At 70.9% G+C, this 13,685-nt stretch carries 9 protein-coding genes; 4 read left to right on the forward strand and 5 right to left on the reverse strand.

The window, feature by feature from the left end; translation table 11 throughout:
• The first annotated feature begins 2 nt into the window (after positions 1-2).
• The gene (locus tag WMF24_RS21010) at positions 3-584 is read left to right on the forward strand and encodes a hypothetical protein (RefSeq protein ID WP_437738205.1); all 582 of its coding nucleotides are present in this window, start codon (positions 3-5) and stop codon (positions 582-584) included.
• A 7-nt stretch (positions 585-591) separates the two neighbouring features.
• On the opposite strand, the gene WMF24_RS21015 is transcribed toward WMF24_RS21010, so the two are convergent.
• Positions 592-732, reverse strand: a complete 141-nt coding sequence (locus tag WMF24_RS21015; protein WP_437738206.1) for a hypothetical protein — start codon at positions 730-732, stop codon at positions 592-594.
• Between the two features lie 66 nt (positions 733-798).
• On the opposite strand from WMF24_RS21015, the gene WMF24_RS21020 reads away from it, so the two are divergent.
• Both WMF24_RS21020 and WMF24_RS21025 read left to right on the forward strand, forming a co-directional pair.
• Positions 799-2,349 (forward strand): Hsp70 family protein, encoded by a 1,551-nt coding sequence (locus tag WMF24_RS21020; RefSeq protein ID WP_437738207.1) that lies wholly within the window; start codon positions 799-801, stop codon positions 2,347-2,349.
• 38 nt (positions 2,350-2,387) lie between these two features.
• Positions 2,388-3,272, forward strand: a complete 885-nt coding sequence (locus WMF24_RS21025) for an alpha/beta fold hydrolase (RefSeq protein ID WP_437738208.1) — start codon at positions 2,388-2,390, stop codon at positions 3,270-3,272.
• A gap of 172 nt (positions 3,273-3,444) precedes the next feature.
• Here WMF24_RS21025 and WMF24_RS21030 read toward each other — a convergent pair whose 3' ends face one another.
• The 3 genes from WMF24_RS21030 to tkt form a co-directional block, all read right to left on the reverse strand.
• Positions 3,445-4,716, reverse strand: a complete 1,272-nt coding sequence (locus tag WMF24_RS21030; protein WP_437738209.1) for a DUF3237 family protein — start codon at positions 4,714-4,716, stop codon at positions 3,445-3,447.
• 212 nt (positions 4,717-4,928) lie between these two features.
• On the reverse strand, positions 4,929-5,867 hold the full coding sequence (locus WMF24_RS21035) for an AEC family transporter (RefSeq protein WP_437738210.1): 939 nt from the start codon (positions 5,865-5,867) through the stop codon (positions 4,929-4,931).
• Between the two features lie 139 nt (positions 5,868-6,006).
• The gene (gene tkt / locus WMF24_RS21040) at positions 6,007-7,995 is read right to left on the reverse strand and encodes a transketolase (RefSeq protein ID WP_437738211.1); all 1,989 of its coding nucleotides are present in this window, start codon (positions 7,993-7,995) and stop codon (positions 6,007-6,009) included.
• A gap of 1,084 nt (positions 7,996-9,079) precedes the next feature.
• Here tkt and WMF24_RS21045 point away from each other — a divergent pair.
• Positions 9,080-10,648, forward strand: a complete 1,569-nt coding sequence (locus WMF24_RS21045) for an amidase (RefSeq protein WP_437738212.1) — start codon at positions 9,080-9,082, stop codon at positions 10,646-10,648.
• Positions 10,649-10,931: 283 nt separating this feature from the next.
• Here WMF24_RS21045 and WMF24_RS21050 read toward each other — a convergent pair whose 3' ends face one another.
• Positions 10,932-13,643: an RICIN domain-containing protein gene (locus WMF24_RS21050; protein WP_437738213.1), complete on the reverse strand. Its 2,712-nt coding sequence runs from the start codon at positions 13,641-13,643 to the stop codon at positions 10,932-10,934.
• Between the last annotated feature and the right edge of the window lie 42 nt (positions 13,644-13,685).

The following is a 13,685-nucleotide window of genomic DNA, read 5'->3' on the forward strand; positions in this document are numbered from 1 at the left end:
CGATGGTCAAGCGAAGCAGCAGCGGGCGTCTCGCGCCGCCCGCGGACGAGGTGTTCGCCGCGAGGAAGCGCAAGCCGGTGCCGCACGAGTTCGTGCTCGATGCGCTCGCGCCGCTCGGGCCCGAGACGCGGCCGCTGTTCGGCTGCGTGGCCGTCTACGTGGGAGAGAAGATCGTCCTCGCCCTGCGCGACAAGCCCGGCCGCTGGCCGGACAACGGCGTCTGGCTCGCGACGGCCGAGGAGCACCACGCGGCGCTGCGCCCGGAGTTCCCGAGCATGCGGAGCATCGAGGTGCTCGGAAAGAGCGTGACGGGCTGGCAGGTGCTCCCGGCGGACGCGCCCGACTTCGAGGAGGCGGCGCTGCGAGCGTGCGCGCTCATCGAGGCGGGCGACCCGCGCATCGGGAAGGTGCCGGGAGAGAAGCGGAAGAAGCGCGACGCGCCGCGAGCCGGCGCAGGGAAGCCGCCAGAGAAGTCCGCGAAGGGCGCGAAGAAGCCCGGCACGGGCTCGAAGGCCGCGAAGAAGCCCGGCACGGGCTCGAAGGCCGCGAAGAAGCCGCGCGCGGCGTCGCGGGCGCGGGGATGACTCGCCGTCAGTAACAGCGCACGACGCGCTCGTCGACAGCGTGCAGCGCGTCGAACGCCGCGTGCGTCGCGCCCACCTTCACCGCAGGATCCGCGCCGAGCGCCGTGCGCACGGCGTGGCTCAGCCGGCCGGCGTCGGTGGAGACCATCGCCCGCCGCGGAGTTTCACCGCGGGCGGCCGGATGTGGCAGCATGCGGGCCGGAGGAACCCAACCGTGCGCCTCGGGATCGATTTCGGAACCACGCGGACCGTCGTCGCGTGCTGCGACCGCGGGAACTACCCTGTCATCAGCTTCCAGGACGCGGCGGGGGACACCGTGGATTTCTACCCCTCGGTCGCGGCCGAGCGGCAGGGGGAGCTCCGCTTCGGCTTCGACGCGCTCGCGGTCGCCTCGGACCCGGAGTGGACCGTGCTCCGATCGTTCAAGCGGGTGCTCTCGGGCCCTCGCGCGTCGCCGGACTTCGAGGTCGAGATCGGCAGCACGAAGCTCCGCGTGCTCGACCTGCTGACGCTGTTCCTGAAATCGCTCCGCGACGCCGTGCTGAACCGGTCGAACCGGCCGAGGAGGAAGGACGACGACGGGCGCCTCGTCTGCGTCGTGGCGACCCCGGCGAACGCGCACGGCACGCAGCGCTTCGTCACGCTCGACGCCTTCCGGCGCGCCGGCTTCGAGGTCATCGCGCTCCTCAACGAGCCCTCGGCCGCCGGCTTCGAGTACACGCACCGCCACCGCAACACCATCACGGCGAAGCGCGAGCACATCATCGTCTACGACCTCGGCGGCGGCACGTTCGACGCGTCGCTCGTCCACATGACCGGCCGGAGCCACGACGCCGTCGCGACCGCCGGGCTGAACCACCTCGGCGGCGACGACTTCGACGCCGTGCTCGCCGCGACGGCGCTCGAGGCGGCCAGGCTGGAGCCCGACGACGTGCCGGCGCGCGCGCTCGCCGCGCTCGCCGACCAGTGCCGCGAGGCGAAGGAGCGGCTCAACCCGAACTCCCGGCGCATCGTGATCGACCTGGAGGCGTGCTTCGGCGAGCTGGCGCCCGCCCACGAGGTGACGATCGCCGCCTCGGACTTCTACGACCGGTGCGTGCCGCTCGTGGAGTCGACGATCACCGCCATGCAACCGGTGATCGCGCGGCTCGACGCGGGCGCGGGCGAGGCGCTCGCCGACATCGCCGGCATCTACGTCGTCGGCGGCGCGAGCTCGCTGCCCATCGTCGCGCGGACCTTGCGCGAGCGCTTCGGGCGGCGCGTGCACCGATCCCCCTATCCCTCGGCGGCGATCGCGATGGGCCTCGCGATCGCGGTCGACGAGGAGGCGGGCTTCGAGCTCTCCGACAGGCTGTCGCGCCACTTCGGGGTGTTCCGGGAGAGCAGCGGCGGGGAGGAGGTGGTCTTCGACCCGATCTTCGACCGCGAGGCGCGCGTCCCCTCGAGCCACGAGGCGCCGGTGGTCTCGCGCCGCGTCTACCGCGCGGCGCACAACGTCGGCCGCTACCGGTTCGTCGAGTGCGCCGCGCTCGACCGGCTCGGCGTCCCCCACGGCGACATCACGGCCTTCAACGAGGTCGTGTTCCCCTTCGACCGGCGGCTCCGCGACCGCGCCGCCGAGCTCGCCGCCGTGCCCGTCGAGCGCATGGGCGGCGAGGGACCGCTCATCGAGGAGCAATACGCGATCACGCCGCACGGGATCGTCGAGGTGACGATCACGGACGTCGAGGCGGGGTATCAGCGCGTCTACCAGGTCGGGGCCTGAGGGGCTCGCCGGTGCCGCACGGCGCGGGGACTGCCAGCGTGCGTGAGATCCCGGGCGCGCGCAGCACCTATGTCGCCGCGGCCGAGGGTCGGCTGCACGTCTACCGGGCGGGGGAGTCCGGGTCGCCGGTCCTGCTCCTCAGCGGCGCGGGCGTGGACAACGCCCGGCTGAGCTGGCGTCACCTGATCCCGGTCCTCGCCGGGTCACACCAGGTGCTCGCGCTCGACTGGCCGAAGCAGGGGCTCAGCCGGCCGTGGGGAGGGCGCGCGACGCACGCGCGTATGCTGCGGTGCGTCCACGAGGTGCTCGACGACGCCGGGTTCGAGCGGGCCCACCTCGTCGGGCTTTCCCAGGGCGGCGCGCTCGCGCTCGCGACGGCGATCGAGAGCCCCGAGCGGGTGAACCGGCTCGTGGCGATCGCGCCGGCCGGGATCATCTCCTTCCCGCCGGTCGTTCACCAGCTCCTCTGGCTCGTCGCCAGGCTGCCGCTCCTCAACACGACGCTGCCGACGCGCCTGCTCCGCACGCGCGAGCAGATCGCGGCGTTCGCGCGGCGGGCGCTCTTCGCCGGTCCGGTCGACGACTTCGACGGGATCGTCGACGAGATCGTCGAGGAGGTCCGCGCCGCCGGCGCCGGGTCCTCGGACTGGCAGAACGGCTCGATCGGGTTCTTGCGGATGCGGGTCGACCTGCGGCCGCGCCTCCACGAGATCACCGCGCCAACGCTCTTCATCCAGGGCGACCGGGACATGGGCGTGAAGCTGAAGCACACGCTCGACGCGGCCCGGCTCGTCCCCGCGGCCCGCGTCGAGGTCCTCGAGGGCAACGGCCACTGGCCGAACCGGCAATCGCCCGAGCGGCTCAACGCGCTCGTCGCCGGGTTTCTTGCCGATGGTCGCGACGGGCACGCGGCCGATCGCTGACGTCGGGTAGGGTCAACACCGATGGCGTGGATGTCCAACCCTTCCAGCAGGGCGCTCAGGAGCACAGCGACAGCGTGACGGCGCCGCGACGCGCGTGAGGGAGCGATGCGCCCCCGAGGAAACCTCTCGTCTTCGCCCCGTTTCCCCGGGATCGTCTCGCTGGCCTGCTGTTCTATCTGCGTTCGTAGAAGGTGAGGCTCACCCCACCCGCGGCCCCCCCCGGGTCGGAGCTCACATACGACTTCGTGTTGAGGATCGCGTAGGGGCCGTCTGCGCGCGTCTCGAAGACGGGCACGAGCGCGCCGAACGGTCCACAGTTCCTCACCACGATGACCTCGCCGTCGCTGGAGGCCAGCGCATACCTTGCGTCGAGCACCGTGTTCGCCCCGATGAGCTGGTAGTCCGCGCCTCCGGGGAGCACCGAGCCCGACAGGCCGCGGAGCAGCGTTCCACCGGTGACGGTGCCCCCGGTGATGGGGATGATGTTGCGCGTGCCGCGCTTGCTCGCGCCGACGGAGAGGGAAGAGCCGAGCGTGACGGTCTCGGTGAACACGCTGTCTCCCCTCGCCCCCGTCGCCGTCGAGCACTCCCACGTTTGATCGGGGACCCCCTCGGGATCCGTGAGCTTGATCTTCGGCTCTCCGGCGGCCACCCCGGCGATGTCGTAGACGTCGATCTGGATCGTGCCCGCCGCGGCGTCGACGACGCGGGTGCCCGCGAACTTCCCTGTGTTGAGCCACGCGAGCGGGCTGGAGTTCGGGACCTCGAAGTCGGGGACGATCCGGACGACCTCATCGCCGGCGGCCGCGACACCGCAGCTCCTCAGGTAGATGAGGCTCCCGTCGCTCGCTCTCAGGATGTTGATCTCCTCGAGCTCGACGGATCCGTTCGACAGCGTGAGCTCGAGCTCCATGCCGCCCGTGAGGAACGTGGCCTCGATGTTGTCGCCCGTGAGCGTGCCCCCCTTCACGTCGAGGAGGCGGCGGTTCCCGAACTGGGTGGTCCCGACATCGTGGGTCTCGCCGAGCTCCAGCGTCGCCCGGAAGACGAGCTCGCCGAGCGTGGGGAGCGGAATGCCGTCGGGCATGCCGCACGTCCACGAGGGGTCGGGGACGATCGTGGCCTCGCCGCTGCCGCCGCTGCTGCCGCTGCTGCCGCCGCCGCCCGTGCCGGCCATCCCGCCGGTGCTGCCGGTGCTGCCGCCGGTCCCCGCGGCGCCACCGGATCCCGTGGTCCCGCCGCCCGTGCCGGCGCCGCCGCCTGTGCCCGTGCCGGCGCCGCCGCCGGTGCCCGTCGTTGCACCCGAGCCGCCCGACGTCGTGCTGCCAGCGCCGCTGCCCGTCGTTCCGCTGCCATCGTCCTCGCCTGACGAACCGCACCCTCCAGAGCCGATGCAAAGGAGTCCAACCATCGAGAGCGTCAGCGTCAGATTCCCCATCTTCATCGTCGGATCCATCCGTTCAGGCTGCCGGGCGGTGCCAGGGTCGGTCACCGCGGGTCCTCGCATCACCCGGTGCGGGTGACTGCGACGAAGTCGTACCCGAGCCCTCCGCATCCAGGCATAGGCATACCGGCCTATGCGTCGCCGCGGCGACGTGGGCCGATCCCGTCCCGCGCTTCGAGCGTGGCCGCCGCCTACAGGGCGGGCGGCGACGGCTACGGGAGCATCCTGCGCAGCACCTCGACGACGATCGGCAGGGTCGCGAGGGCGCCGAGCGTCGTGACGACCGCGGTGGCCGCGGCGAACTGGCCGTCGCAGCCGTACCGCGCGGCGACGATCACGGAGACCATCGACGTCGGCATGGCGGACTGCAGAACGGCCACCTCGGACACCGGCCGCTTCAGGCCGAGCGCGACCGCGACGCCGAGCGCGACCGCGGGGGCGAGGAGCAGCTTCACCGAGGCGACGGCGACGAGCGGCCGCACGCGGCCGCGGAGCGAGCGCAGGTCGAGGCTCAGGCCGAGGGCGAGGAACACGAGGGTCGGGGTCGCGCTCCCGAGCGCGTCGATGGCGCGCTCCACCCACGTCGGGAGCGGGATCGGCAGGGCGTGGAGGGCGAGGCCTGCGGCGATCGACAGCACGTTGGGGTGCAGCAGCACCCGGATCAGGCCGCGCGCGCCCGCGTCGCCGCCCGCGCCCATGCGCGCGGCGAGCGCGACGCCGAAGGTCCAGAGCATCAGCGTCGTGACGATGCTGTCGACGAGGATCGCCGTCCCTGCGGCGCCGCCCGCGCGCCCGTAGAGCGCGAGCACGACGGGGACGCCGAGGAACCCGGTGTTCGAGAAGCTGCCGACGAGCCCGGCCGAGCCCTGCGCCGCGCGCGGGAGCCCGAGCGCGCGGGCGACGGCGATGCCCGCGAGGGCGCACGCGAAGAGCGCGATCGTCGAGGCGGCGACGGCGCCCCAGGCGCCGTGGCCGATGCCGGAGCGGCGCAGCACGGAGAGGATCAGCGCGGGCGTCGTGACGTCGATGACGAGCCGGTTCAGCGCGGCCGCTTCGACCTGCCCGCCGCGGCCGACCGCCCGCAGCAGCACGCCGACCCCGAGCACGGCGAAGAGGGCCAGGAGCTGAGAGATCAGGTCGCCCGACGGCACGGGCGGCTTGTAGCTCCGCGGGGGGCGACGTCCAGCGCTCTCGTCGATCGGGCGAACAGGAGGCGCCAGGGGGCCAGGAGCGCCGGTGGATCCGGCTCCTCCCTGGCGCTCCTGGCGGCCTTTCTCTCTCGTCAGCGGCTCAGGGCAGGAGGTCCTTCACCGCCTGCACGATCGACTGCGGGTTCATGCCCAGCCGATCCATCACGATGTCGCCGGGGGCGCTCGTGCCGTAGCGATCGATGCCGAGGGCGATCCCCTTCGACCCGACCCACTGGTGCCACCCGAACGTCACGCCGGCCTCCATGGACACGCGCCGCGTGCACGCGGCGGGCAGCACGGCCTCGCGGTAGCCGCGGTCCTGGCGCAGGAACCGCTCGACGCAGGGCATCGAGACGACGCGGACGCCGGGCCCGATCTCCTTCGCGGCCGCGACCGCGTGCTGGACCTCGCTGCCCGTCGCGATCAGGATCGTCTCGAGCGCCGCCGTCTCCTTCACGAGCACGTACGCGCCGCGCCGCACGCCCTCGCGCTTCTGCGCGGCGTCGCCCGGCAGCAGCGGGACGGCCTGCCGCGTGAGCGCGAGGACCGTCGGGCCATCCGTCCGCTCCAGGGCGGAGATCCACGCGCCGGCCGTCTCCTCGGCGTCCGCCGGCCGGATGACGTCCAGATCGACGATGACGCGAAGGCCGGCCACGGTCTCGACCGGCTGGTGCGTCGGCCCGTCCTCGCCGACGCCCACGGAGTCGTGCGTGAAGATGTAGACGACGGGCAGGTGCGACAGCGCGGCCAGGCGGATGCTCGGCCGCAGGTAGTCGGCGAACACGAGGAACGTCGCGCCGCTCGGCCGCAGGCCGCCGTGGTAGGCGATGCCGTTCAGGATCGCGCCCATGCCGTGCTCGCGGATGCCCGCGCGGATGTTCCGGCCGGCCGGGTGCTCCGGATCGAAGTCGGTGCTCGACGCGATGTAGTTGAACGTCGACCCGTAGAGGTCGGCGCTCGACCCGATGAGCGCGGGCACGGCCTCGGCGACCGCCTGCAGGACGGTCTCGCCGGCCTTGCGCGTGGCGACCTTCGTGCCGGCCGCGAAGGCGGGGACGCGCGCGTCGAGGTCGGCGGGCACCTTCCTCGAGGTGCCCTCCTCGAGCTGCCGGGCGAGCTCCGGGTTCTTCTGGCGCCAGGCCTGGAAGGTCGACTCCCACGCCGCGCGCGCCTTGCCGAGCTCCTCCTTGCGCTTCGCGAAGAACTGCTTGACCTCCTCGCTCACGTAGAAGTGCTCGGGCGGAAGCCCCAGGTTCTTGCGCGCCTCTGCGACGAACTTCGCGCCGCCCTCGCCGTGCGCCTTCTGCGTGCCGGCGACCTCGGGGATGCCCTTGCCGATCAGGGTGTGGGCGATGACGAACTTGGGCTTGCCGCTCTTCGAGGCCCGCGCCTTCTGGAGCACGCGGTGGACCTCCTCCAGGTCGTTGCCCTTCTCGATGTGGAGGACCTCGAAGCCGTAGGCCTCGAAGCGCTTGCCGGTGTCCTCGCTCTGGGTCTTCACGGCCATCGCGTCGAGGGTGACGTCGTTGGCGTCGTAGATGAGGATCAGGTTGTCGAGCTTGAAGTGCCCGGCGAAGGCGGCCGCCTCGGCGGCCACGCCCTCCTGGAGGCAGCCGTCGCCGGCGAGACAGTAGACGGCGAGGTCGAAGATCGTGTGCTCGGGCGTGTTGTAGCGGGCGGCGAGCATCTTGGCGGCCACCGCGTGCCCGACCGCGTTGCCGACGCCCTGACCGAGCGGGCCCGTCGTCGCCTCGACGCCCTCGGTGTAGTGGTACTCCGGGTGGCCGGGCGTCTTCGACTCCCACTGCCGGAAGCGGCGGATGTCGTCGATCGACACCGGGTACCCCGAGAGGTGGAGCCAGCCGTAGAGGAACATGCTGCCGTGGCCGGCGGACAGGACGAAGCGGTCGCGGTTCAGCCAGTGCGGTTCACTGGGATCGTGGCGGAGAAGATCGCCATAGAGGACGGCGCCGATCTCGGCGGCCCCGAGCGGCAGGCCGAGGTGACCGGACGAGCAGGCGTGGACGGCGTCCATGGCGAGGCCGCGTGCCATCGTGCACGCGGCGGCGAGCTTGGCGAAATCAGGCATGGCGCGCACTGTAACCTACTTCGCCGCGGCGCGCGCCCCTTCGCTCACCCCTGCCCTGGTGCCCCCGGCGCGTCGTCTTCGCGGGCGCACCGGTGGGGCGCGACCGGTGCTCCTGAGGCGGTTCGACCGCCCGCCGGGACCGGGATCGATGCTCCGGGGGCGGTTCGACCGCCCCTCCAGGACCGGGATCGATGCTCCGGAGGCGGTTCGACCGCCCCTCCAGGACCGGGATCGATGCTCCGGGGGCGGTTCGACCGCCCCTCCAGGACCGGGATCGATGCTCCGGAGGCGGTTCGACCGCCCCTCCAGGACCGGGATCGATGCTCCGGGGGCGGTTCGACCGCCCCTCCAGGACCGAGATCGATGCTCCGGAGGCGGTTCGACCGCCCCTCCAGGACCGGGATCGATGCTCCGGAGGCGGTTCGACCGCCCGCCGGGACGGGATCAGTGCTCCGGGGGCGGCTCGGCCGCCCGCCGGGACCGGGATCGGCGGCCAGCCCGACCTGGGCCGGGTCGCCCTGTCCTGCTCATGGATCGATCGAGGCCGACAACGATCCATACGCAACGAGTTCTCATCTCATGTCCTTTCTTCGATCGTCTCCCCCGAACCGCCTCCGCAGATCCTCCGATCCGGTACCGGAGGCGCCCGCGAGATACCAGACGACGCAGGGCTTCAAGCACGACGCCAACGGAGCCCGCGGACACGCCACCGCAGGTTCACGGCGACGACATGATCGCGGCATCCCGACACCGCATTCCGACACATCCGCCTGAAAGCTGCTTGGCGCGCGGAGACAGAGTCCCCTCTCCTTGACCGGGCCGCCGGCCCCGGGTATTCGGGCCTTGTGCCCACCGCGTCGCCTCCACGAGGGAGACGACGTTGCCCGCGCGCCACCTCCCCTTCCGATCGCCCGTCGGCCCGATCGTGGCGCGCGAGCCCATCCATCGGCACATCATCAACACATCATCAACATGACTTGCGTCTTGACATGGAGCTTGACGTGAGAGGGAGTGATTCATCATGAAGAACACCCGTCGATCCATCCAATGCGCTGCGGCCGTCTGCTTTGGAGCTGCCCTGGGGATGCCCGGAACGAGCCATGCCCTGGCTGGCCCCATCGACGCTTCCGACATCGACGTCGCAGAGCTCACGGTCTCGGAGGTCCAGTGGGCTTACGCGACAAGGCGGTACACCGCGGAGGCGTTGACGCAGGCGTACCTCGACAGGATCGCGCAGTACGAGGAATCCTACAACGCCTTCACGTTCATGAACCCGAACGCGCTCCAGGAGGCGCGCGAGATCGACAGGAGGCGAAGGCGGGGAGAGCGGCTCGGCCCGCTGGCGGGGATCCCCGTCGTCATCAAGGAATCGATGGACTTCGTCGGGCTGCCGTCGACGGCGGGCTGGGCGCCCCTCAGCTCCCAGGCGGGCGGCGTCGATCTCTTCCCGATCAAGAACGCCGTCGTCGTCGAGCGGCTGATCGAGGCGGGCGCCATCATCCTCGGGAAGACGAACATCCCGGCGTTCAGCGACGACGGCACCCGGGCGAACAGCAGCTGGGCAGGCCCCACCTACAACGCCGTGGACAGGGACCTGGCGCCGGGGGCGAGCAGCAGCGGGACGGCGACGGCGGTGGCCGCGAACTTCGCGGTGCTGGGCCTCGCGGAGGAGACGGGAGGCTCCATCCAGAACCCCGCGGGCGCGCAGAGCCTCGTCGGGGTCAAGCCGACGTTCGCCCTCGTCCCCACGACGGGCATCGTGCCCCTGGCGGGCACCACGAGGGACGTGGCAGGGCCCATCGCGAGGACCGTCCTCGACGCCGCCCTCGTCATGGACGTCCTCGCCGGCTACAGCCCGCAAGATCCGAAGACGGGCGCGTCGAACGGGCACCTGCCCCGGCACGGCTACACGAGCCAGCTGAGCCGCACCGCCCTCCGCGGGAAGCGGATCGGCCTGTACGGCCCGGGGTGGCGCCTCAGCGATCTCTCGCCGGAGACGCAGGCGCTGTACGCGCAGGCCGTCGAGGAGCTCGAGATCCAGGGCGCGACGGTCGTCGAGGATCCGTTCGCCGGGAGCGGCTTCGCCGAGCTGGCCTTGCCCGGTGAGCCCTACGATTTCCGTGGCACCGAGTCGCTCGCCCACGACTTCCAGGGCTACCTGAAGGGGCTGACGTTCAACGGCGACGTCGTCGGCTCGATCGATGCGCTGTCGCTCATCGCGGGGGTCTCGCCGTTCGATCCGGACACCGGCCCGCTGACCTGGTACGCCAACGCGCTCCCCGTGCTGGCGGACTCGCTGCTCCACCCCGAGGATCTGCCCGACCTGTCCGATTTCTGGGCCCTCCGCGGCCAGTACCTGAGCATCTTCGACGCCGTCATGGCGGCGCACGATCTGGACGGCCTCGCGTTCCCGCAGACCTACGAGGAGGTCCCCGAGCTGTTCAGCACGGCCACCTACGCCGCGACGACGGAGTCGGCGATCAACATCGCGGGTCTGCCCGGGGTCGTCGTGCCCGCCGGTCAGTACCAGAGCGGCGCCCCCTTCGGCCTGATCTTCGTCGGCCCGCTGTGGAGCGAGGCCCGCTTGCTGGGGTACGCCTACGATTACGAGCGGGCGACCCGCCACCGGATCGAGGCGGTCCTGGAGCTGTAGCGGGCGCATATCGCCGCGTGACGCCGCGAGGACGCGTGGCGAGATGCGGCACGAAAGAAAACGGCCCGAGCCCGGGGGCGAGCGCGGGGGGCGCTCGCGATCCCAGGGCTCGGGCGCGCGACGTTCGTCAGGTGGGGGCTAGAACAACGATCACGTTGAGCGAGCGAGAAATGAACCGCCAAGACGCCAAGGACGCCAAGAAGAAGATGATGTCTTGGCGCTCCTGGCGTCTTGGCGGTTCGAAGTTCTGCTCGTTTCAGGCGGGTTCAACCCGTTTGTTGCTCTAGTTCGAGCGGGTCGTCGGGTACCTGTAGAAGCTCTGCGCCCACTCGATGGTCCAGATCGTCGGCTCCACGTACACGTTCTTGTCCGTGCCGAGGACCATGTCCCGCTTGATCTTCGCCATCGACGACAGGAAGACCCTGCGGTCGTTCTCCATGCGCGGCCGCATCACGGTCGAGGGCGGGTACAGCTCCTTGACCTGGGCGACGGTCGCCTCGTCGTTGATCCAGCCGTCGACCCCGTGCTCGCCCTTCGGGAGGCGCGAGCCGCCGGCGTCCAGCCAGTCGCGCAGATCGTTGGAGCCGCGGTTCATGCCGTCCGCGTGGCAGCCGATGCACGAGCTGCCGACGTTCAGGCGACGATCCGGGCTGGCGAAGCCAACGAGGCTGTTGATCGCCGCGTCGGAGGCGTCCCGGGCGATGCGCGGATCACGCACGATGTTGACGAACGCGTCCACGCGGCGCTGGTTGAAGCCGCCGAACAGGGCGTAGCCCTGCAGGCCGTTCGGCAGATCCCAGATGACCTCCTCGGCCGACTGCTGGAGCCCGTCGGTCCCCGTGTAGTAGCGGCAGTTCAGGAAGCCGCTGCCGCCGTAGCTCGGCTGGCCATCGCAGCCGGGGGGCTCGGTGCCCTGGGGCTGCGCCAGCGTCGCGATGAAGCTGTAGTTGTTCGGCGAGCCGCCGATGCCGGTCCCGCTGATGAACTTCGGGACGGGGTGCGCCCAGAACGGGAACCGGATCTGCCCGGTCTCGTACGCCTCCTCGATCGTCCTCACCGCACCGTCGAGCTGACCGGTGAAGACGTCCCACGTCTTCCAGTAGTATCCGCCGCTCTTCGTCCGCGCCCTGTAGTACATGCGCGAGTCGACCGTGATGGCCTGCTTCGTGAGCATGTACTCGTACGACTTCATCCCCTGATCCCGGACGACGCCGAGCTCGTTCTCGAGATCGTGCGCGTACCAGGGGAGCGCCATGATGGCGTTGTACACGTCCGGGCGGGTCAGCGTGTAGACGAGCTGGCTCGCCTCGACGTAGTCCGACTTGAAGCCGTTCGTGTTGCTCGGCAGCACCGCGCTGTCCGTGGCGCCCTCCACGTTGCCGGCGAGGACGCGCCCCCAGACGAGCTTCGCGAAGCTCGGGTCCCTCTGGACCTCGGCGGTGTACCTGTACCGCTCCCGGAAGGTCACGTCGGAGCCGACCGGCTCACCGAGGTAGTTGACCGAGGTCCTCCCGAAGAACACGTCGTCGTCCGACCCGCCGAAGTGGAGCTTCGTGACGCCCTTGTTGTAGCCCCAGTAATCGCGGGTATCGAAGCGGTAGACGATGCCCTTGCCGTTGATGTCCACCGGGTTGACGATCCGCGGAGCCCAGCGCGCGACGGAGTTCAGGGCCTTCGAGAGCCCCACGCGGGCCACGTTCATCTCCTCGGCGGTGACGCCCTTGTTGTGGAGCTCGTGGAGCGACGCGTACTTGATGAACTCCGCGTCGGCCGCGGGGACGGTCGCCTTGTCCGTCGCGATCCACGCCCGGACCTGGTCCTCGGTGAGCCGCTCGCTGGCCGCGACGGGGCGCGGGGTCGCCGGCAGGGTCGGCGCGACGGCGTTGGCCCAGGCCGTGACGGCGTTGAGCATCTGCGTGTTCGCGTCCCTGCAGCTCGATCCGAAGCAGTTGTGCCGGTCGATGCCCATCCGGACGACGAGCTTCGAGTCCGCCGGCTTCCTGAAGTTGACGCGCGTGAGCGCGTACTCGTGCGCCAGCGCCGGATCGGCGTCGGCGTGCATGGGCGCCTGGGCCTTGCCCGCCGAGCCGTGGCAGCCGCTGCAGTTGGCGGTGAGGATCGGGTAGACCGTCGTCTTGAAGGCCTCGAGCGACCTGGCCATGTCGAAGTCGCTCGGTAGACAGACGGCCTCGACGTTGAGGCCTCCCTTGCCGTCCGGGAGCTGGCTGTAGCCGAGCCCGCACCCTCCAGGCGGGGCGACCCCCACCTCGCCCTCGCCGGTGAAGCCGCCGGTACCGCCCCCGCCGGCGCCGCCCGCACCGCCGGCCCCGCCCGCACCGCCAGCCCCGCCAGCGCCGCCGGTACCCGAGCTGCTGCTGGTCGTCGTGGTCGTGGTGGTGGTGGTCGTCGTGGTCGTTGTCGTCGTGGTGCTGCTGCTGGAGCCGCTGCCCGCGACGGCCCTGAGCGAGAACTTCTGGTTGTCGCCGTTCCCCCAGGTCCACAGGATGAGGCGGGCGCCGTTCTGCGTCGACCTACCCGTGACGTCGAGCACCCTGCCGCCGCCGTTGCGGACCTCGATCCGCTGGAGGGTGCTGTCGATGTCGACGAACTTGAAGTGCTGGTTCGTGCTGTTGCCGCAGGCGGACTGGACGATGGCGGCGTTGTTGCTCGTCCCGTTGGCCGTGAGGCAGAGATTGCTGCCCACGTTCCTGAGGCGGAAGAATCCGCTGTCTGCGGCCTCCACGCGGAACTGCTGTCGCGTCGCGCCGGTGACGCACGTCGAGATCTGCGCGTTCGCCGAGCTCCCGCCCTGGAGCTCCACGCATTTGCCGCTCTGCCGGCCGACGATCGTGTAGGTCGCGCCCGGGTCGATCATGACGGCGCTGTCGAGGAAGCCTCCTTCCTCGCTCTCGTACTCCTCCGGAACGCCGACGCAGGAGACGGCGAGAAGGCCCGTCCCGGCGGCAAGCAAGACACGCCTGGATGCGAATCTCATGTGGTTCTCCTCGTTAAGGAAACAAGAAAAATCTATCTACTA

Source organism: Sorangium sp. So ce1335, from assembly GCF_051521615.1.
In the GTDB taxonomy this organism is placed as follows: domain Bacteria; phylum Myxococcota_A; class Polyangia; order Polyangiales; family Polyangiaceae; genus Sorangium.

Excerpts from the sequence above, each read along its gene's own strand:
- WMF24_RS21010 (WP_437738205.1), top strand. The coding sequence starts at position 3 with ATGGTCAAGCGAAGCAGCAGCGGGCGTCTCGCGCCGCCCGCGGACGAG.
- WMF24_RS21015 (WP_437738206.1), bottom strand. The coding sequence starts at position 732 with ATGGTCTCCACCGACGCCGGCCGGCTGAGCCACGCCGTGCGCACGGCG.
- tkt (WP_437738211.1), bottom strand. The coding sequence starts at position 7,995 with ATGCCTGATTTCGCCAAGCTCGCCGCCGCGTGCACGATGGCACGCGGC.
- WMF24_RS21030 (WP_437738209.1), bottom strand. The coding sequence starts at position 4,716 with ATGAAGATGGGGAATCTGACGCTGACGCTCTCGATGGTTGGACTCCTT.
- WMF24_RS21050 (WP_437738213.1), bottom strand. The coding sequence starts at position 13,643 with ATGAGATTCGCATCCAGGCGTGTCTTGCTTGCCGCCGGGACGGGCCTT.
- WMF24_RS21045 (WP_437738212.1), top strand. The coding sequence starts at position 9,080 with ATGCCCGGAACGAGCCATGCCCTGGCTGGCCCCATCGACGCTTCCGAC.